Consider the following 21307-nt stretch of genomic DNA (forward strand, 5'->3'; position numbering starts at 1 on the left):
AACGGCGACGACAACGCGTCCCGTCTTTGCGAGATCAACCCTCCAAGGCCAGGCGTGGTCAGGCAGCTGATGTTCGGCACCGGTCGGCAGTTTGGACCATTACGCGGAACTCCGGGTCGCACACGTCCGCGCCATCCTCGCACTGAATACGTAGCTCGGCCAGTTTCGGTTTGACGAAAGTGCCTGTTCTGCAACGGATAACAAGTCACCTTGAGAGCCGATCGGGGTGACGGCACGTATAGCTGATGAATGCCACAGCAAGCGGTGTTACCTGCTTGGACGACGCTGAGGTTGGCCGCGAACGGCGCGAAATTTCACCCGCCGGCCAGCGCGCGGTCGGCCAGCGCCCCTATTACCGGTGCCAACGCCCGGGGATACTCGGCCGTCAGGTGATCCTCATCAAAGTAGACCAAGGTGTTTCCTACGATGACCGGGCAGCGGTCGGCGGTGCAGAAAAGCTCCGTGAGGTCGGCGTATTGTCCGCCGCCGACTTTGGTCGCTGAAGATTCAGCGGTAATACCAGAGCTGTTTACCGCCGTCGATTTCGCTGACGAGCAGGCTGTCGCGTCATCGAGGTGTCCAGACAGGCATATCCGCGCCACAAGCTTCGGATCCGGAATCGGCCCGAGCACCAGCACCTCGGCGCCAAAGCCACGCAGCTGCTGCACCAGGCGGGTCAAACTCGCGAGCCACGCCGGATCGTATGCAGTAAAGCCCGGCAGGTAGCCGCCGCCTGGGCCGTACCCGCGCCATACGCTTAGTAGCACCAATCGTGGGCGTTCCGCGCGTAATCGGCCGATCACTTGATCCCGCCACTGATCGCATTTGGTCAGCATGCGACGCAGGGGGTTGGTGACAGGCAAGTCCATCAAAGGGCAGGCCGCCTTGTTGAGTATCTCCAGGCGCCAGTGCCGCTGCGCGGCGACTTGCTGGACCGACGGAGCCCACATCGCGGCGTTCGAATCACCGACCAGCGCGACAGTCGTCGCGGAGGCGGTATCTCCCATCACGCATTCCGGCTGTCCCGCTTGGAAAAACGTGCGCATGCAGCCGTTGAGGAATAGGGGCTCAAGTTCGGCTGCCACATCGGCAAGTGGCGGGTCCAGGTTCGACGGTACGGCTCGCAACTCGACAGAGGCTGCGACGGCGGCCTGGACTTGTGCGAATGCGCGCTGCACTGCCGCGTCGTATGCCGTGATGTCGGGTCCCGTGGGTCGAGGCATCGCCGTCACGGTCAGTGCCGAAGCTGGCGCACCGCGCCCGACCGGGGTCGGCACCACTGCTGGTAACGCCACACACACGCAGGCCGCCACCGCGGTGGCGGCACCGCCGAGAGCGAGACTGCGCAGTGAAGACCGACGTAAGAGCGGCGCGAATCGGAGCGGGTTTTCGATCAGATGAAGCGTGAGCACCGCCAGGCCGGCCGATAGCAGGACCGCCGCAAATCTGCTTGCCAAGCCGAGCGGATGGCCCAGCAAGGCGGGCGCGAACACCAGCACCGGCCAGTGCCACAGATACCACGAGTACGAGACCCGGCCGACCGCGCGCATCCGGGGCAATTCCAGCAAGCGACCGCATCCCCGAGGAGGGCCGGCACAGCCGGCGCCGATCACCAACGCCGTACCGATCGCTGGTAATAGCGCCGCGGTCCCCGGGTAGACAGTGGTCGGGCTCAATGCCAGGTAAGCCACGACGATGAGGGCCAGTCCTGACCATCCCGCGATGGCCGCGGGCAATGCCTGAAGCCGGCCCAATCGACCTGCCGCAAGTGCCACCAGGCCGCCGAGACCCAGTTGCCAGGCCCGTGTGGGCAGCGAATAGAAGGCTACGCAAGGCACGACGTAACTGACCACCACCGACAGCGCAAACGAAGCGGCGGCAATCAGCGCAAGGACTACCAGGTAGGGCCGTCGCGACGGCTCGGGGCCGTCCGTGCCACGGCGACCCACACGCCGGATGAGCCAAGCCGTGCCGATGATCACGGCCGGCCACACCAAGTAGAACTGCTCCTCTACGCCTAAGGACCAGTAATGCTGAAAAGGCGATGCCGGCAGCTTCGCATCAAAGTAGTTGCGAAATTGCAGGGCGAAGCGGTAATTGCCGACATACAGCGCGCTCCAAAGGCCGTCATCAAGGACGTCCGGGACCCGCAACGGGGGAAGTAGAAGCACCGAGCCAATAGCGGTGACGATGCCCACCAGAGCAGACGCTGGTAGAAGCCGGCGGGCCCTCGCACCGTAGAACCGGCGCAGCCCGATGGTGCCCGTGGTGCTGACCTCGCGCCATAGCAGCCCGGTGATCAGGAAGCCGGAGATCACAAAGAAGACGTCCACGCCCACGTAACCACCGCCCACACCGGGCACATCGGCATGAAAGAGGACGACGCCGATCACCGCGACGGCGCGCAGTCCCTCGATGTCCGCGCGAAAACCGGTCTGTGGTGCGCGGCGACCCTGTGCCCCTTCGACAGGGCTATCGCCGCGGGTCTTGAGCAAGATCACCACCTGGGCACGAGGACACGTTCTTTGACTGGCGCATTGTTGCACACGACTCCAACGGCTGCGCCGCGTCGCGTAAGTGGCCCAAGGAGCCTTCGCCGTCCGCGCTCACATTGGTGTACGGCGAAAGGCCGGTGGCGGTTCTCATCGTGAGCCGCTACGGCACGGCAGGAGCCGGCGTGATCGGCGGCCCCGCCGGTACATCGTGTTGCTGCCCGATCCACTCGAGAAGTGAATGGAGACCATCCTCGAGCGCCCACCTCGGGCGCCAGCCCAGCGAATGTTCGGCCGGATGGATGTTGCAACTCGCGGCGCGTACGTCACCATCCCGAAACTTTGACACGACCGTTGGTTCTGGGGCGCCGCAGATGGCGGCAATCTTGCGGGCAAGCTCATGGATGGTGGTCGCCACACCCGACCCGATATCGAGGCAGCGTGCACGGGTCGAGGGAGTCTGAACCGCTGCATATATCGCGTCGACGACATCGTCGATGAAAACGAAATCGCGTACGATGCGACCGTCTTCATACACCTCTAACACATTCTTTTCCCGCGCCAACCGCGCGAACAGAGCGACGATTCCGGTGTATGCATTGGTCAGCGACTGGCCTGGCCCGTAGACGTTCTGCAAGCGCAGCACACTGAGATTGGTGTCATGCGCGGCCGTCCAGGCCGCCAACATGTGCTCCTGCGCGAGCTTGGTTGCAGCGTAGATATTGGTCGGGCGGGGCTCGGTTTGGCCCGCGCAGCTCGCAAGCGGCGCCGCAGGTTGACCGTTGGGGCCCTTGGGATCCCAGATACCGGCCCGCAGCTGCGCGTGGCTGCGCGGCTGCGGATAGAAGGTTTGGGTGCCGCATCGCCACGCTCCTTCGCCGTAGACGGCCCGCGACGATGCCAAGACGAGTTGGTCGGGCACGAGTGCCGAACGGCTCAGCGCATCAAGCAGCTGGGTGGTTCCTACTACGTTCACCGAACCGTGGCGTGTCGCATGGGACAGTGACTGTCCCGTTCCCGTCTCGGCCGCCAAATGGACGACTTGAGAAGGGCGGAACAACCGAAGCGCAGCGTCCCAATCGGGAGCATGCGTCACATCACCGGTGAACATGCGCACGGACTGGGGCAGGTCGATCGCGCGGCCTTCACCGTGCACCTGCGGATGCAGCACGTCCATGACGGCGACGTCGTAGCCGGATGTGACCAGACGGCGCGCGAGCGCGGACCCGATAAAGCCTGCCCCACCAGTGATGAGCACAGATTGTGACAAGAGCCGAAGCCTCCGGTTCGCCTGCGGAGAGGTTATGTCCGGCACGCGATGCGGGCACGCGTGCGGTCGGAGTCGATCATATCCGGCTCATTTTCGATTGGCGGCCGCACGCCGCCTGCAGCTGGGCATCGACGTCACGCCTGGATGAATGCTGGGTACCACAAACAGAGAACCGCCGGAGTGGGCTGTCCGCCACGGTCCGGTGAGGGTGGATTGAGGAAACTTCCTAAATTCGGAGCCATTGGCGTGCGATTTTCACCCTTTCGAGCTAATTCTGGGGATAAGCTGCCGACGGCGGGTTGGCAACCTGCGCAGCCGCTTTCATTTGACGGATGCGCAAGATTGGCGAAAGGCGAAGATCCGCGATGAAATTTGTGCTGGCAGGTTATGGAACTCGCGGGGATATCGAGCCGTGCGTCGCTGTCGGCCGTGAGCTGCTGCGGCGGGGGCACGAGGTGCGCATGGCCGCGTCTCCTGACCAGGTTGGTTTCGCTGAGGCGGCTGGGCTGGTGGCCGTCCCGTACGGGCTGGAAAACAAGGCGATGTTGGAGGCGCACCGCAATCTCTGGAAGGACCTGTCCGACAATTTTTGGAGAATTCGGAATCGCGTCAGCGTTTGGCGTGAGGCTTGGGAGCCGAGCGTCCAATGGTGGGGTCAGATGAACACGACACTGATGGACTTGGCGGAGGGCGCGGATCTACTATTCACCGGTTTGGCGTACCAGGAGATCGCCGCGGACGTAACGGAATATCACAACATTCCGTTGGCAACGCTGGACCACCTCCCGTTGCGGCCCAACGGTAAACTCCTGCCACTCCTGCCGGGCCCGTTGGGCCGCACCGCAATCACGGCTGGAGAGTGGCTGCTTTGGGGTCTTTGGAAGAAGGTCCAAGACGCACAACGCCGGGACATGGGTCTGCCCAAGGCTAAGCGGCCTGCGCCGCAGCGAATCACTCTACGTGGATCACTGGAAATCCAGGCATACGACGACGTGTGCTTTCCGGGGCTCGCATCGGAATGGGCGAATCGGACCGCCCAGCGCCCCTTCGTTGGCGCGCTGACGATGGAATTGCCGACAGAGACCGATGACGAGGTCCTGTCATGGGTCGCCGCCGGTAGACCACCGATTTACTTCGGCTTCGGCAGCATGCCGGTCGAATCCCCCATTGACACCCTTACCCTGATCAGCAGGGCGTGCGCCCAATTGGGCGAACGAGCGTTGGTCTGCTCCGGGTGGAGTGACTACCCTGACGTCCCGGATCTCGAGCACGTCAAGGTGGTCAGTGCGGTGAACCACGCCGCCGTCCTTCCGGCGTGCCGCGCGGTCGTTCACCACGGCGGCGCGGGCACCACCGCCGCGGGACTGCGCGCAGGGGTTCCCACCCTGATCCTCTGGATGCTGGGCGATCAACCGGTTTGGGGAACTGTGGTCAAGCGGCTGAAAGTCGGCACCGCCCGGCGGTTTTCGAGTGCCACACGGGAGTCGTTGGTCGCGGACCTGCGCACTATCCTCGCTCCGGAATACGTCGCCCGGGCCCGTGAGGTCGCCACCCAAATGACCAAACCCGGCGAAAGCGTTGCGGCCGCTGCCGATCTCTTAGAAGAGTTCGCGCGCTTACGACGTGTCGCCTGATCGACCCGGCGGTCGTTGGGTACTCGCGTCGGCGTCGAAAAGTCGCCAACCACAATGAATTAGTCGCGCTGCAACGCGCCGCGTGTGGGTGGGCTCGAGGCCGCCCGCACCGCAATCAGGACGCGATGGAATGCGCGAAATGCGCCTGGTTCACGTGCGCGGCAACGCGCAAGGCGTTGGCCGCGACCGTCAGGCTGGGATTCATACCGGTACTGGACGGGAAGAACGAGCTATCCGCCACGTACAGGTTCTCCACCTCATGCGCACGGTTTTGCGGGTCCAGCACACTGGTTTTCGGGTCGGTCCCAAACCGGCACGTGCCGCAGACATGAGCAATGGCCGCATTGCTTTTAGGGCTTCCGAGGGTGATGTTGCGAAACGGTTTCAGCACGTGTTTTACCTGGCGTAAGAACACTTCGCGGCGCTGAATCTCATTGGCATGCAAGCGATATTGAAGTCGAAGTCGTTGGCGGCCGTCCGTGCTTGGCTGATCGTATGGAAGTACGCGGTTGTCCAGATAGGGCAGATCTTCCATGATCGCCACGAGCACCAGCCCGCCGCTGAAGTATCGCTCGTAGAGCGGACGCGCCACGGGGCTAATCGCACGCAGGGCCTTGTGCCCCCAGCCGGGATGGTTGGTCAGCGCCGCCACGGGCGGCATCGCCCCACCGGACTGCACGGTGCCGAATTTTTGCCCTTCCCAGAAATAAAAATCGTTAAGCCCGATCTGCTTGTTTTCGGCCGTGATTTTGCAACCGCGTTGCGGCCAGACCTCGATGTGGTCAGCCACGTGACGCATCAAGTTGCGTCCTACCCAATCTGAGCCGTTGGCTAATCCGCGCGGCCAATCGCCGGATCGGGAATTGAGCAACAGGACAGGGGTGATCAGCGCGCCGGCGGCGAGCACCACTACCTTGGCCTTCAGTGCCAACCTCCCGGAGGGGTGTTCGCAGATCACCTGGCGGACGTGGGTGGCGTCAGCGTCCAGACCGACGACCCGACATTCCGTCAGCAGCTGGGCGCCATGCTCGGCGAGGGCTGGCTGCAGGCAGTTGCGGGCGGCGTCGTTTTTGCACGATTGGTGGCATAGGTAGCTCTGGCAGGTGGTACAGCCGTCGGTGTAATCACAGGCCATCGGGAGGTGGTAGGGGTGCAGTCCCTGCCCAGCCAGATGGTCGACCAGCGGCTGGTTCACTTCCGAAAACGGCGGCGCAGCAAGCAGATTGGCATCAGCTGCCTCAGGCCTTAAGGGATCGGACTGGCCACGCACGCCAAACAGCTTTTCCGCTGCCGCATACCACGGCCGCATTTCGTCATAACTGATCGGCCAAGCCTCCGGCACCGTGGAATCACCGGGGTCGCGAAAGTCTTGCCGGGGAGTGAAATCGCGAGCAAAAAATCGCTCGCACACCATGCCATACAGCGCCGAGGACCCGCCGGTCCCACTGCCTATCCCGGCCAAAAAACGCCGCGCGGAGCGGCCGGTAACGTCTTCGATCTCATCGGTGGAGCGCCCGGCCCGGGCCAGTGCGTCGTAGTAGGATGCAGCGGACCGGCTCGCTCGCGGCTCGGCCACTTCGGGCATCGAAGCGCGAATCGTGCCCGGCGCCCCCGGCAGGGTCGAGCGTCCCTTCTCGACGAACAGCACCCTGCGCCCGGCCTTGGCAAGCGAATAACCCAGCACCCCACCGCCCATGCCCGTGCCGACGACAATCACGTCCCACATAGTGCGTTCCGCTTCGTGCGGATCCACTTCGCCGTGAGCCAACATCCAGCTCCTTATGTTGGGCGCAAAAGTTCGCCGAGTCTGAGCGGCACGACGATAGCACCGCCGCCGCAGGAAGGGTGCGGTTTTCTGCCTAGCGGCGGGAAGATGCCGCCTGCGTGGGCTTTTCAGCAACGCCTGCCGCAGTCAAATCGGCGGTGTACGGCGGTGAGCGCGCATATCCTCAAAGGACACGCGGTCCGATGTGTCGTGGCCGCTACCCGCGAGGAAACAACAAGTACGTATGAAACGAGACGAACAGGTATGCGCACAAGCGAACTGACGTACGACGCCATTGTCGTCGGCTCCGGCGCCTCTGGATCGTGGGCTGCCAAGGAGCTGACCGAAGGTGGCCTGAACGTCGTGCTGCTAGAGGCCGGCCGGAACCTGGACATCGACGGCGACTTTCCCGCCGATGCGGAGCTACGGGCGATGGGGATTGCAGGGCGCGTCCGTTCGGCGGCCCGGGGACAACACGTGCAGATTCGGTGCTCGTCATTCGCCGAGACGACAAAGCGGTTTTACGTCAGCGACAGGGAAAACCCCTACACCACGCCGGGCAAGGACAAGTTCCTTTGGTTCAGGGGCCGGCAACTGGGCGGCCGCCTGCACACTTGGTGGAGACATACGCCTCGGATGTCGGATTACGAGTTCAAAGCCGCAAGCGTCCGTGGGGATGGCGTCGATTGGCCGTTGTCATACGAAGACTTGGCGCCCTACTACGACATCGTCGAGAGGACGCTCGGCGTCTACGGAAAAGCCGAAGGTATCCCCAATTGTCCGGACGGAGAGTTCATCGGGCCGGCGAAGACGACCAAGATGGAAGCGGCTTTCCTCACCAATGTCGAGAAAAGGCTTCCGAACGTCCGGGTGACGTACGCCAGGAAGACCAAGTACGACAACCATAGGATTCCGCTTGCCGTCAGGCTCGCTCTGGCAACTGGCCGGCTCGAGATTCGGACCGATTCCGTCGTGAGCAGATTGGTGATCGATCCGCGATCGGGCAAGGCGACGGGCGTTGAGTACATCGATCGTTCGACCAAGAAGGCGCAGACAGTTGAGGCAAAGGTCGTGGTGCTTTGCGCGTCGGCGATCGAAAGCGTGCGGATCATGTTGAACTCGAGATCCGCGCAACACCCGTCGGGCGTGGGCGGATCGTCGGGCCATCTGGGCCGCTACCTGTGCGACCACGTCTCATACACGCAGGTTGGTGCAGTCTCCAAAGAGGACGTCGAGATTGGTCTCAACGAGGACGGATTCGATTTCGGTGGAACGGGCCTCTACATTCCCAGCTTCTGCGAAAAGGACTCATCGAAGGACTTCCCGGGCGGATACGGCATCCAGGTCGCGATTGGCCGCGATACGCCGGTCTGGGTTATGAGCGCGCATGGCGAAATGCAGCCCCGGTACGAGAATTTCGTTTCGCTCGACCCGAAAGTCAGAGATGCGTGGGGGATCCCGGTAGCCAGGATCGAGTGCAAGCATTCGGCAAGTGATGTCAACATGGTCGCGCACATGAAGCGGACCCTTCCCGACATTGCGGCGGCCGGCGGACTGCAAGCGGCCAACAACCTCGACGCCGCGCGGTGGAACATCCCCTACCGACTGCTCCGCTCCCTGATCCTCACGGACTCTGGCGCGTTGTGGCCTGGGGGAGCCATTCACGAGACCGGCGGCGCGTGCATGGGCGAGACACCGGAGAGCTCGGTGGTCAACTCGTTCTGCCAGTGCTGGGATGTTGACAACGTGTTTGTCACCGACGGTGCGTGTTTCGTCTCGCCCGGATATCAGAATCCCACGCTGACGATGATGGCCCTCACTGTTCGAGCGTGTCGATTCATCGTTGCTGGCTACGCGAACGGTGTGAACTGATGGAGTACGGGAAGGTTGCGGGGATCGATAAGCCGGTCTCTCGGATCGTCTTCGGCACCGATCGGTTGCGGGGCCGGGGACTGCCGTTGTTGCCGCCCAGCCGAGCCCTTGAACAGCAAGCCTTTTCACTTTTGGATCGGTCATTCGAGTTGGGGTACAACACATTCGACACGGCGCGCATCTATTGGGACAGCGAACGCACGCTGGGGGCATGGATGCGGCAACACCGGAATCGCGACGAGGTTGTGGTCATCAGCAAGGGATGTCATCCCCACCTCTTACTCAAAACTCCGCGGCTCTCTGCGTCCGACGTGACGCACGACCTCCACGCGTCACTCAAGGCGCTCGGCACGGATCTCATCGACCTGTACCTGCTTCACTACGACCACCCCACGGCATCAGTGGAACCCATCATGGAGCGGCTCAGCCGTCACATGGACGAAGGGAAGATCAGCGCGATCGGTGCGTCGAACTGGTCCCACGAGCGAATCACCCAGGCCAACACGTACGCCACCGCCGCGGGATCGATGCCATTCAGCGCCTCGAGCGTTCAGTTCAGCCTGGCCGAATGGGCGAAAGCCCCATGGCCCGGCGCCGTCACACTTGGAGGGGAAACCCAGCGTGCGGCGAGGGACTGGTATTCGACGCACGGGCTGTCCGTGTTCTCGTGGTCCAGCCTCGCCCGCGGATTCTTTTCCAACCATTACGACCCGAAGAATCCAGGCCGCAACCGCATGAGCCGGTGGTGTGCAACGTACTTCGGCACCCAAGAGAACATCGAAAGGCTCGATCGCGCAAAAACCTTCGCGCGCGAGCATGATGTCACCGTCGCGCAGGTTGCGCTCGCATACGTCCTGTGCCACCCGCTTCATGTGTTCGCGGTGGTCGGCTGCACGACGCTGGAGAAGTTCGACGACAACGCGGCCGCACTCTCGCTGAAGCTGGATGAAGCGACGCTGCACTGGCTGAATACAGGTCAGGCTCTGCGGTGACTTTTCGGAGCCCCGCTACACTCAGCAGGGCGTCCGGTGTTGTAGCACGCCTGACCAGAACGTCTGGATTTCAGTCGTCAGCGTGGGTACTGACGTAGGTTGCCGGGCGATTGGGCTCGCACGATGGCTGCGCCTGCTCCTTCCCGCAGGACGCGGCAGGATAAGTGAAAGGCGTGGATTCGCAGTGAAATTCGTGCTAGCGAGCTTCGGCACTCGTGGCGATATCGAGCCGTGTGCCGCCCTCGGCCGCGAGCTGCTGCGCCGGGGGCACGACGTGCGCATCGCCGTCCCGCCTGACCTGGTCGGCTTCGCCGAGTCGGTGGGGCTTCCAGCAGTCGCATACGGGCCGGATTCGCAGGCGATGCTGACCGTCTACCGCGACTTCTGGATGTCTTTGTTCCGGAACTTCTGGAGGATCCGTGAGCTTCGCCGGTTGTGGAGAGAACTCTCGGAGCCCGTTAGCCGGTGCTGGGGGGAGCTGAACACAACCCTGACGTCTTTGGTGGCAGAGGGAGCCGACCTACTGTTCACGGGCTTGGCTTTCGAGCGGCCCGCCGCCAACGTCGCGGAGCGCTACGACCTGCCGTTTGCGGCACTGCACTACGTCCCGGTGCGTGCCAATGGCCAGCTCCTGCGGTTCCTTCCCGCGCCGTTGGCACGCTTCGCGATGAATGTGCTCGAGTGGGTGGATTGGTTGATCGAAAAGCGGGTCGAGGACCAACAGCGCCGTGAGCTCGGTTTACCCAAGGCAAGGAAACCCGCGCCGCGAAGGATCGCCGAACGCGGATCTCTGGAAATCCAAGCCTACGACGAGGTTTGCTTTCCAGGGCTGGCAGCTGAATGGGCGAAATGGAATGGCCGACGGCCCATTGTCGGCGCGCTGACGATGGAGTCGCCGACCACGGCAGACGCAGAGGTCGCCTCGTGGATTGCTGCGGGAACACCGCCCATCTTCTTCGGCTTTGGCAGTATGCCGGTCGAATCCCCGGCCGACACGCTTGCCATGATCAGCGCGGCGTGTGCGGAGTTAGGCGAGCGTGCCTTGGTGTGCGCCGGCTGGAGTGACTTCAGCGACGTCTCGCATTCCGAGCATGTCAAGGTGGTAGGAGCAGTCAGTTTCACGGCGATATTTCCGGCTTGCCGCGCGATTGTCCACCACGGTGGCGCAGGCACCACGGCCGTCGGACTGCGCGCCGGCGTTCCAACTTTGATCCTGTCGATGGACCCCACTCAGACGCTCCTGGGAGCTCAAATCAAACGACTGAAGGTGGGGTCCGCCCGTCGTTTTTCAACCGTTACCCGAGAATCGTTGGTCGCGGACTTACGCACCATCCTCGCCCCGCAATACGTCGCTCGGGCTCGTGAAATATCGACTCGAATGACGAAACCTGATGCCAGCGTTGTGGCGGCCGCCGATCTTCTGGAAGAATTCGCTCGCGCTCGAAGGGCCGGCTGATCGGTGCAGTCGAGCGGCCGAAAGTGTGTCGATCGGCGACCTCATCGCTCCCAAAACCGAATGTTTGAGGTCATTGCCCCTATGCCCGAAGGGGATGCATTTTTAATGCTCGAGAATTTTTCTCGGGTGACCATTTCCGCCGGCGGCCGTGCGCCACACCGGATGCCGACGCGAGCCACCGCCATATCGGCACGGGCGCAAAGAGCTCGTCATCACGCCGGGCAACGGACGACGCACAAAGACATGGCCTAATGGTCGGGCACACAAATGGTTGCTGGCCGACATTGCAATGACGACGGACAAGCCGGTCGGCGCTAGTCGACCAAAATCAGCGATGTGGTGGTGGCACTGCTTCAAACGGGCGAATCACGTCGCTACGACGTCTCAAAATGGACCCCCTGAAGGGCGGGGGATGACAAGCGGCGTGGATTGTAATGCTCGCTTGCCGAACATTCGTAGTCTGGGGGATTCTTGCCCGACCAACACACCATTGAGCAAACTCAACAGCCGCGAATCGCCGGGGCGAAGTTGGCCTGCGAAAGCCGGTCCCGCACACCGCCACCCGGGCTGTGGCGATCGTCACGTAGGCCCAACCATCAAGTTTGTCGAAACTACGGACAGGCCCCGACGCCTCCGGTACCGTTTGGAGCAGTGTTACACACGTCGACTAGAGGGGTATGAGGAATCGGTGAGCGTCAATCCGTTGGACGACGAAAGTGCCAGCTTTGTCGTCTTGGTTAACGACGAGGAGCAGCACAGCCTGTGGCCGACCTTCTCTGACGTTCCAGCCGGCTGGCGGGTCGTGTACGGCGAAGCCGACCGCGCCGCGTGCCTGGACTACATCGACCAGAACTGGATTGACATACGGCCGAAGAGTCTGCGCGAAAGGCTGACGGCGGCCCGCGCATCTGACCAGTAGATCGTGTGTTTCGGGGGAGTGGTATGAGACTTCATGACCGTTCACTTCCGCTAACGCGGGGGCAACTGGATATATGGCTCGCAGAAGAAACAGGACAGTTTGCTGCCAGGTGGCAGCTTGGCGTATTCATGCGGATTGCGGGCCCTATCGACGCTGACTTGTTCGAATCCGCGATCCGCCAGGTTGTGCGGGAAGCCGAACCGCTGCGAGCCGTCTTTTCCGAGGTCGATGGCCAGATTATTCAAAGTGTGGTCGAGGATCCACATGTCGAACTTGCTCGCTACGATTTGACAGAATCCCGGGATTCCGAGCAGGACGCCTATCGGCTGGCGTCCTCGATTCAGCGAACGGCGATGCCGCTTAGTGGCCCGCTATTCAAATTCGCTTTGTTGCAGACACGGACGGATGAATTTTATTTCTTCGCGTGCTGTCATCACATTGTGACCGACGGAATCGGTCTCGCACTAGTTCTCCATCGGGTAGCCACCACCTATAGTGCTTTGGCTTGTGGTGAGTCGATTCCTGATACTTACTTCGGCTCATTGCACGATCTGATCGACTGTGAGCTGGAATATGAATCTTCCAGCGATTATCTCGATGACCAGGAGTATTGGGCCAAGAATCTGCCCCCGCAGAGTGAACCGCGCTATCAGGCATCGGACGCTGCGAACGCGAACGACGGCGACGAATCGTCTGCGCCCGTGCAGCTGGACTCGAACGCCGTCGCCGGCATCGACACGCTGGCGAAGACGTTGGGGATGCGTCGGTCGTCGGTGATTACTGCGGCGTGTGCGCTGCTGGTCGGTGGGGGCGATATCGAGAATTCGGAGATCGTGTTCGATTTCCCGGTGAGCAGGCGGGTGCGGCCGGAGTCCAAGCTGGTGCCGGGAATGATTTCTGGGGTGGTGCCGCTGGTGTTGAAGGCCTCACCGGGGTCGACGGTGGCCGGTTTTTGTGAACACGTCGACAGGCGGATTCGAGAAGCGTTGCAGCATCAGCGGTTCCCGGTGCACGCGTTGGAGAATGCGGGGCATTTCCGGGGTCCCGGGCAGGCGTCGAATCGGGTGGCGGTCAACTTCATCCCGACTACGCATCTGGCAGATCTTGCCGGCTCTGGGGTGACGGCGACGTTGACTCATGACGGGTTGGGGGATCAGTTCCGGCTGGTCTTTTTCCGGGACGAGGATCAGCTGTTTTTGTCCACGCCGGGTGCGGGGCAGTTGCTGCCCAATTGCGATCTCGGGGAGTTGGCTACGCGGCTAGAACGGGTGTTGGTGGCGATGGCTGCCGATCCGGTGCGGCGGTTGTCGTCGATGGGTCTGCTTGATGGGGCCGAGCAGGCGCGGCTCGATGAGTTGGGTAATCGGTCGGTGTTGGCCGCGGCGGTGGGGTCCTCGGCGTCGGTTCCGGAGTTGTTCGCCGCTCAGGTGGCTCGCGCTCCGGAGGCGGTGGCGCTGGTGTGTGGGCAGCGCCGGTGGACTTATCGCGAGCTTGATGAGGCCGCCAACCGGTTGGGGCATCATCTGGCCGGTCGGGGTGTGGGGCCTGGGCAGTGTGTGGCGTTGTTGTTTGCCCGTTCGGCTGAGGCGATTGTGTCGATCTTGGCGGTGTTGAAGACTGGGGCGGCGTATTTGCCGATGGATCCGGCGTTGCCGACGGCGCGGTTGGAGTTCATGCTTGCCGATGCCGCGCCGATTGTGGCGGTCACGACCCAGGATTTGGTGGAGCGCCTCGATGGCTGTGATCTGCCGGTCATCGATGTCGGTGCCGCCGAGATCCAGGCGTGTGCGTGCACGGGGCTGCCGGCGCCTGCGCCCGACAACATCGCCTACATCATCTACACCTCGGGCACCACCGGCATCCCCAAAGGCGTAGCCGTCACGCAACGCAACGTGACCCAGTTGCTTGAGGTGCTGCATGCGGGCCTGCCGCCCGGACCAGGGAGGGTGTGGTCTCAATGGCACTCCTTCACCTTTGACGTCTCGGTGTGGGAGATTTTCGGCGCGCTGCTGCACGGTGGGCGGCTGGTGGTGGTGCCCGAGCTGGTGGCGCGCTCACCCGAGGACTTCCATGATTTACTGGTCGCCGAAAAGGTCAGCGTCTTATGCCAAACTCCTTCTGCCCTTGGGATGTTGGCGCAAGAGGGATTAGATTCGACGGCAGTGGTGGTGGCGGGCGAGGCCTGCCCGGCCGAAGTGGTGGACCGGTGGGCGCCCGGAAGAGTGATGATCAACGCCTACGGCCCGACCGAGGCCACGGTGTACGCGGCGATGACTGGCCCGCTGACGTCGGGATCAGATGAGGTGCCGATCGGTTCGCCGGTGTCTGGTGCGGCGTTGTTTGTCTTGGATGGGTGGTTGCGGCCGGTGCCGATGGGTGTGGTCGGTGAGTTGTATGTGGCGGGCCGCGGCGTCGGATGCGGGTATGTGCGTCGGCCCGAGTTGACGGCGTCGCGGTTTGTGGCGTGCCCGTTCGGTGGTACCGGGGCGCGGATGTATCGCACCGGGGATGTGGTGTGTTGGGGTGCTGATGGGCAGTTGCAGTACTTCGGGCGTGCTGATGAGCAGGTCAAGATTCGTGGGTATCGCATCGAGTTGGGTGAGGTGCGGGCGGCGTTGGCCGCGCTGGATGGGGTGCGCCAGGCGGTGGTGATCGCGCGTGAGGATCGTCCGGGTGATAAGCGTCTGGTGGGGTATGTGACCGGGACGGTGGATCCGGGTGCGGCGCGGGCGGGGTTGGCTGAGCGGTTGCCGGAGTACATGGTTCCCGCGGCGGTGATCGTGCTCGAGGGGTTGCCGTTGACGGTTAACGGCAAGTTGGACAAGCGGGCGTTGCCGGCGCCGGAGTATCAGGACGCCGAGGGTTATCGGGCTCCGGCCACGGTGACCGAGGAGATCCTTGCCGGGATCTATGCCCACGTCCTTGGCCTCGAACGCGTCGGCGTCGACGAATCCTTCTTCGAACTCGGCGGCGATAGCATTCTGTCGATGCAGGTGGTCGCGCGGGCTCGCAAAGCCGGGGTGCGGTGCCGACCCCGCGACGTTTTCGTCGAGCAGACCGTCGCACGGCTGGCCTCGGTAGCCGGCGTCATCGACCGCGATGGCGAGGTTGACGACGAGGGTCTCGGACCGGTGGTGGCCACCCCGATCATGCGCTGGCTGCGAGGCGTGGATGGCGCGGTTGACCAGTTCAACCAGACTGTGGTGATGCAGGCACCCCCGCGGGTTAGCGAACCGGACGTGGTAGCGGTCCTGCAGGCGTTGCTGGATCGGCATGCCGTACTGCGCCTGCGTGCCGAGGCCGACGGCGCCGGCGGCTGGTCGCTGCAGGTGCCCGAGGCGGGGGCCGTCGATGCCGGCGGCTGCCTGCAGTCAGTGGACGTGTTGTCCGAGGAAGCGCTGGTAAAGGCGCGGTCGCGGTTGAACCCGGCCGCCGGCGTGATGCTCAGCGCTGTATGGGTGGCGTCCACGGGGCAGTTGGCGTTGGTCATTCACCATTTGGCCGTCGACGGGGTGTCCTGGCGGATATTGCTCGAGGACATCAACATCGCCTGGGCCCAACGCCACAGCGGGCAGCCGGTGGCGTTGCCGCCGGGCGGAACATCGTTCGCCCGGTGGTCGTCCCTGCTGGCCGAGTATGCGCGCGAAGCTGCAGTCTTGAACGAGGCCGAGACGTGGCGGAAGGCATTGTTGACACCGGCTGTGCTGCCGGCAGTGCAACCGGCCGTAGACACGTTCGCCACGGCCGGCCGCCTGTCCACGCAGCTGGATGCCGAGACCACCCGCCTGCTTCTCGGCGAGGTGCCCGCGTCGTTCCACGCCGGAGTGCAGGAAATCCTGCTGATCGCATTCGGAGTGGCGCTGGCGGAATTCCTCGGCACAGGCGGCGCGCCCATCGGTATCGATGTCGAGGGCCACGGACGCAACGAAGAGCTGGCTAACGATATCGACCTGTCACGCACGGTGGGATGGTTCACCACCAAATACCCGGTCTCGTTGACCGTCGGCAGGCTCAGCTGGACCCAGGTGGGATCCGGTGACGCCGCGCTGGGGGCGGCGATCAAGACCACCAAGGAACAGCTTCGGGACCTTCCGGACGGTATGACTTACGGGTTGCTGAGATATCTGAACACCGACGCTGACTTGGCGGGCTCCGATCCACAGATCGGGTTCAACTATCTGGGGCGGTTCGGTGGCCCGGACGCCCAGGCTCCTGGCGAGCTCTGGCAGATCAGCCAGGACGGCTTGTCGTTGACCGCGGCGGCCGCGGCTATTCCGATGGCGCTGATGCACACGCTAGAGCTCAACGCTGCCACGATCGACACCGAAACCGGCCCGCGCCTGCACGCCGACTGGACCTGGGCGCCCTCGGCACTGAATCAGGCGCAGGTTAGGCGGCTAAGCCGGCTGTGGTTCGACGCCCTCGCCGGTATCTGCACCCACGTGCGTCGCGGTGGTGGCGGGTTGACGCCCTCCGACATCGGGCTTACCGGCCTCAGTCAGCAGCAGATCGACGAGCTCCAGCGGCAATATGCGGATTGCTGACGTCCTGCCGCTGACTCCGCTGCAGCAGGGCCTACTCTTTCATGCCAGCGCGGGGCAGGGCGGCGACGATCTGTACGCGGTGCAGCTGGATATCACCGTGGCCGGCCCGCTCGACCCGGACCGATTGCGCGATGCGGTGCACACGGTGGTCAACCGCCATCCAAACCTGGCGGCTCGGTTCTCCGACAAGTTCGACCGGCCGGTGCAGATCATCCCTGCTGACCCGGAACTGCCCTGGCGGTATGTGCAGCTTGACGGCAGTCCCGACATCGACGAGCAAATCCGGCGGGTATGCGCCGCCGAACGTGCCGCTGTGTGCGATCTCGCTGATCAGTCACCCTTTCGGGTGGTGCTGATTCGCACCGGAACAGACCGGTACCGGGTCGTGCTGACGAACCACCACATCGTGCTTGATGGTTGGTCGCTGTCGATCCTGTTGGGGGAGATCTTCGCCAGCTACTCCGGTCAGCGGCTGCCCGCGGCGGTCCCATATCGCAGGTTTGTGACTTGGTTGGCGGATCGAGACGTTGACTCCGCCTATGGGGCGTGGCGTCAGGTGCTCGCCGATTTCGAGGCCCCGACGCTAGTTGGTGAGCCAGGTGGGTTGCGGCTGGGACGGCGAAGCGTGGCGTCGTTTCGAGTCCCAGAGGAAACCACGAATGCCCTCGGCGAGCTGGCGCGCTCAAGCCACACCACGATCAACGTCGTGCTGGAGGCCGCTTGGGCGCAGCTGCTGACCTCACTGACCGGCCACCACGATGTCGTCTTCGGCGTCACGGTCTCGGGCCGGCCACCCGAGGTACTCGGCGCGGACTCGATGATCGGGCTGTTGATCAACACGGTGCCGATGCGCGCGCGCATCTCGCCGGCAACAACCACGGTGGACCTGCTGGCGCAGCTGCAGACCATCCATAACGACACCGTTGAGCACCAGCACCTGGCGCTGAGCGAGATCCATCGCGCCACTGGCCATGACCAGCTATTCGACACCCTTTTCGCGTTCGAAAACTATCCGCTCGATACCGACGGGTTGCTGGGCGCCGACGGATTGGTCGTCACCGAGTTCACCAACCGCGAGTACAACCACTACCCGCTCGCGGTGCAGGTCGTGCCTGGCGCTGAGTTGGGTTTGCGCCTCGAGTTCGATACCGATGTGTTCGACGCATCCAGCGTTGAGACGTTGATCGATCGGTTGCAGCAGATTTTGGTCCGGATGGTTGCTGATCCGGGGCGGCGGTTGTCGTCGATGGATTTGTTGGATGAGGTCGAGCGTGTCCGGTTGGATGGGTGGTCCAACCGGGGGGTGTTGACCCAGGCGGCGGGCTTGGGGGTGTCGATTCCGGTGTTGTTTGCCGCGCAGGTGGCGCGGGCGCCGGAGGCGGTGGCGGTGAGTTTCGCCGGCCGGTCGATGACGTATGGCGAGCTTGATGAGGCGTCGAATCGGTTGGCGCACTTGTTGGTTGGCTTGGGTGTGGGTCCGGGCGAGCGGGTGGCGTTGCTGTTTTCCCGTTCGGTCGAGGCGGTTGTGTCGATTCTGGCGGTGTTGAAGACCGGGGCGGCGTATGTGCCGATTGATCCGGCCGTACCGTCGGCGCGGGTGCAGTTCGTGCTCGGTGATGCGGCGCCGGTGGTGGCGGTGTGCGCTGGGGAGTTGGCGGATCGGTTGGTTGAGTTTGACCTGGTTGTGGTCGAGTTCGATGATCCGCGCGTGACAGGGCAGCCGGGTACGGGATTTCCGGCGCGCTCGGCTGATGACGTGGCGTATTTGATCTATACCTCGGGTACCACGGGTGTGCCTAAGGGTGTGGCGATTTCTCACCGCAATGTCACGGGGTTATTGGAGGCTGCGGGCGAGCACCTGGAGTTGTCCGGGCAGGTGTGGTCGCAGTGGCATTCGTTGGCCTTTGACGTCTCGGTGTGGGAGATCTGGGGTGCGCTGCTGCATGGTGGGCGGCTGGTGGTGGTGCCGGAGTCGGTGGCGCGTTCGCCGGAGGATTTCCACGCGTTGCTGGTTGCCGAGCAGGTCAGTGTGTTGAGTCAGACGCCGTCAGCGTTTTATGCGCTGCAGGCTGTTGACGAGGTGCGCCCGGAGCAGGGACGGCGGCTTGAGTTGCAGGCTGTGGTGTTTGCCGGGGAGGCGTTGGAGCCGCAGCGTTTGGCGACCTGGGTCACCGATCATCCGGTGGTGCCGCGGTTGATCAATATGTATGGCACGACTGAGACGACGGTGCATGCGTCGTTCAGGGAGATTGTGCGCGCCGACGTGGCGGCGAAGGCCAGTCCGGTGGGGGTGCCGCTGGCGCATCTGGGCTTTTTTGTGTTGGACGGCTGGTTGCGGCCGGTGTCGGCGGGTGTTGCCGGTGAGTTGTATGTGGCCGGTTCCGGGGTGGGGTATGGCTATGTGGGCCGCGCGGGTTTGACGGCGTCGCGGTTTGTGGCGTGCCCGTTCGGTGGTACCGGGGCGCGGATGTATCGCACCGGGGATGTGGTGTGTTGGGGTGCTGATGGGCAGTTGCAGTACTTCGGGCGTGCTGATGAGCAGGTCAAGATTCGTGGGTATCGCATCGAGTTGGGTGAGGTGCGGGCGGCGTTGGCCGCGCTGGATGGGGTGCGCCAGGCGGTGGTGATCGCGCGTGAGGACCGCCCGGGTGATAAGCGTCTGGTGGGGTATGTGACCGGGACGGTGGATCCGGGTGCGGCGCGGGCGGGGTTGGCTGAGCGGTTGCCGGAGTACATGGTTCCCGCGGCGGTGATTGTGCTCGAGGGCTTGCCGTTGACGGTCAACGGCAAGTTGGACAAGCGGGCGTTGCCGGCGCCGGAGTATCAGGACGCCGAGGGTTATCGGGCTCCGGCCACGGTGACCGAGGAGATCCTTGCCGGGATCTATGCCCAGGTCCTTGGCCTCGAACGCGTCGGCGTCGACGAGTCGTTCTTCGAACTCGGCGGCGATTCACTCTCGGCGATGCGCGCCATCGCCGCGATCAACAAGTCATTCGATTCGGGCCTGTCGGTGCGCGCCTTGTTCGAGACGCCGACCGTGGCCCAGCTGGCGCCCCGCACCGGCGCCGACGGGGGCGGGCTGGAGCCGTTGGTGGTCGTTGAGCGGCCGGCGGTGGTTCCGCTGTCGTTTGCCCAGAGCCGGTTGTGGTTCCTCGATCAGTTGCAGGGGCCGTCCCCGATCTACAACATGGCGGTGGCATTGCGGCTCACCGGTCGGCTTGATACCGATGCTTTGGGGGCGGCCCTTGCCGATGTGGTCGGCCGTCATGAGAGCCTGCGGACCTCGTTCCCCGTGGTGGACGGGATACCCCAGCAGCAAGTGGTGCCGGCCGAGCGGGCCGACTTCGGCTGGCAGGTCGTAGATGCGGTCGGGTGGCCGGAGGACCGGCTGGAGGAGGCCACCGGCGCCGCGGCTCGCTACACGTTCGATCTGGCCACCGAGATTCCTTTGCGGGCAAGGCTTTTCCGTGTCGCCGAGGATAACCACGTGCTGGTGGCCGCGGTGCACCACATCGCCGCCGATGGGTGGTCGGTGGCCCCGCTGGTACGTGATCTTGGTGCGGCTTATGCCAGCAGGTGTGCCGGGCAGGCTCCGAGTTGGGCGCCGTTGCCGGTGCAGTACGTCGATTACACGTTGTGGCAGCGCGAGCAGTTCGGCGACCTTGACGACAGCGCCAGCCGCATCGCCGGACAGCTGGCGTATTGGGAGGAAACTCTGGCTGGGCTGCCAGAGCAGCTGCAGTTGCCCACTGATCGGCCCTATCCGCCGATTGCGAATTACCGCGGGGCCAGTGTCGTGGTGGACTGGCCGGCCGAATTGCAGCAGCGGGTCCGCGAGGTGGCCCGCAAGCACGATGCGACCAGCTTCATGGTGGTTCAGGCCGCTCTGGCGGTGCTGCTGTCGACGATTAGCGCCAATTCCGATGTGGCGGTGGGCTTTCCGATCGCTGGGCGGCGTGATACCGCGCTAGACGATCTGGTCGGGGCTTTCATCAACACGTTGGTGCTGCGGATAGATCTGGCCGGGGACCCCACGGTGGCCGAGTTGCTGGCTCAGGTGCGTCAGCGCAGTCTGGCGGCGTATGAGCATCAAGATGTGCCCTTTGAGGTGCTGGTCGAGCGGCTCAATCCCACCCGGAGCCGGGCCCACCATCCGCTGATCCAGGTGCTGTTGGCCTGGCAGAACAACCAATCCGCGGAGCTGGATCTCGGGGATTTGCAGCTCACCACGCTTCCAGTGGAGATCCGCACGGCCCGAATGGATTTGGCGTTCTCGCTGGCCGAGCGCTGGACTGATGCCGGCGATCCCGCCGGGATCGGCGGAGAGGTCGAATTCCGCACCGACATATTCGACCCGGCCACT

8 protein-coding genes and 1 pseudogene are annotated in these 21307 nt (G+C 63.6%); 6 read left to right on the forward strand and 3 right to left on the reverse strand.

From position 1 onward, the window contains the following. Positions 1-314: 314 nt before the first annotated feature. Complete coding sequence (locus AC5Y4T_RS14360; protein WP_499919852.1) at positions 315-2501, reverse strand: acyltransferase family protein; 2187 nt, start codon at positions 2499-2501, stop codon at positions 315-317. A gap of 154 nt (positions 2502-2655) precedes the next feature. Next, positions 2656-3750 (reverse strand): NAD-dependent epimerase/dehydratase family protein, encoded by a 1095-nt coding sequence (locus AC5Y4T_RS14365; protein WP_499953961.1) that lies wholly within the window; start codon positions 3748-3750, stop codon positions 2656-2658. Positions 3751-4127: 377 nt separating this feature from the next. On the opposite strand from AC5Y4T_RS14365, the gene AC5Y4T_RS14370 reads away from it, so the two are divergent. Continuing rightward, positions 4128-5396, forward strand: a complete 1269-nt coding sequence (locus AC5Y4T_RS14370; RefSeq protein ID WP_499919802.1) for a glycosyltransferase — start codon at positions 4128-4130, stop codon at positions 5394-5396. Between the two features lie 115 nt (positions 5397-5511). Here AC5Y4T_RS14370 and AC5Y4T_RS14375 read toward each other — a convergent pair whose 3' ends face one another. Beyond that, positions 5512-7167: a GMC oxidoreductase gene (locus AC5Y4T_RS14375; protein WP_499953926.1), complete on the reverse strand. Its 1656-nt coding sequence runs from the start codon at positions 7165-7167 to the stop codon at positions 5512-5514. A 258-nt stretch (positions 7168-7425) separates the two neighbouring features. On the opposite strand from AC5Y4T_RS14375, the gene AC5Y4T_RS14380 reads away from it, so the two are divergent. The 5 genes and pseudogenes from AC5Y4T_RS14380 to AC5Y4T_RS14400 form a co-directional block, all read left to right on the forward strand. After that, complete coding sequence (locus AC5Y4T_RS14380; protein ID WP_499953929.1) at positions 7426-9033, forward strand: GMC oxidoreductase; 1608 nt, start codon at positions 7426-7428, stop codon at positions 9031-9033. Beyond that, complete coding sequence (locus AC5Y4T_RS14385; RefSeq protein ID WP_499953931.1) at positions 9033-10025, forward strand: aldo/keto reductase; 993 nt, start codon at positions 9033-9035, stop codon at positions 10023-10025. Before AC5Y4T_RS14380 ends, AC5Y4T_RS14385 begins: the two co-directional genes overlap by 1 nt. A 184-nt stretch (positions 10026-10209) precedes the next feature. Then, complete coding sequence (locus AC5Y4T_RS14390; RefSeq protein ID WP_499953933.1) at positions 10210-11481, forward strand: glycosyltransferase; 1272 nt, start codon at positions 10210-10212, stop codon at positions 11479-11481. A gap of 688 nt (positions 11482-12169) precedes the next feature. Beyond that, on the forward strand, positions 12170-12400 hold the full coding sequence (locus AC5Y4T_RS14395) for an MbtH family protein (protein ID WP_499919807.1): 231 nt from the start codon (positions 12170-12172) through the stop codon (positions 12398-12400). Positions 12401-12423: 23 nt separating this feature from the next. Further along, a pseudogene (locus tag AC5Y4T_RS14400) lies at positions 12424-21307 on the forward strand (amino acid adenylation domain-containing protein); the annotation flags it as partial.

The sequence above is a fragment of the Mycobacterium sp. NGS11 genome (genome assembly GCF_059813315.1).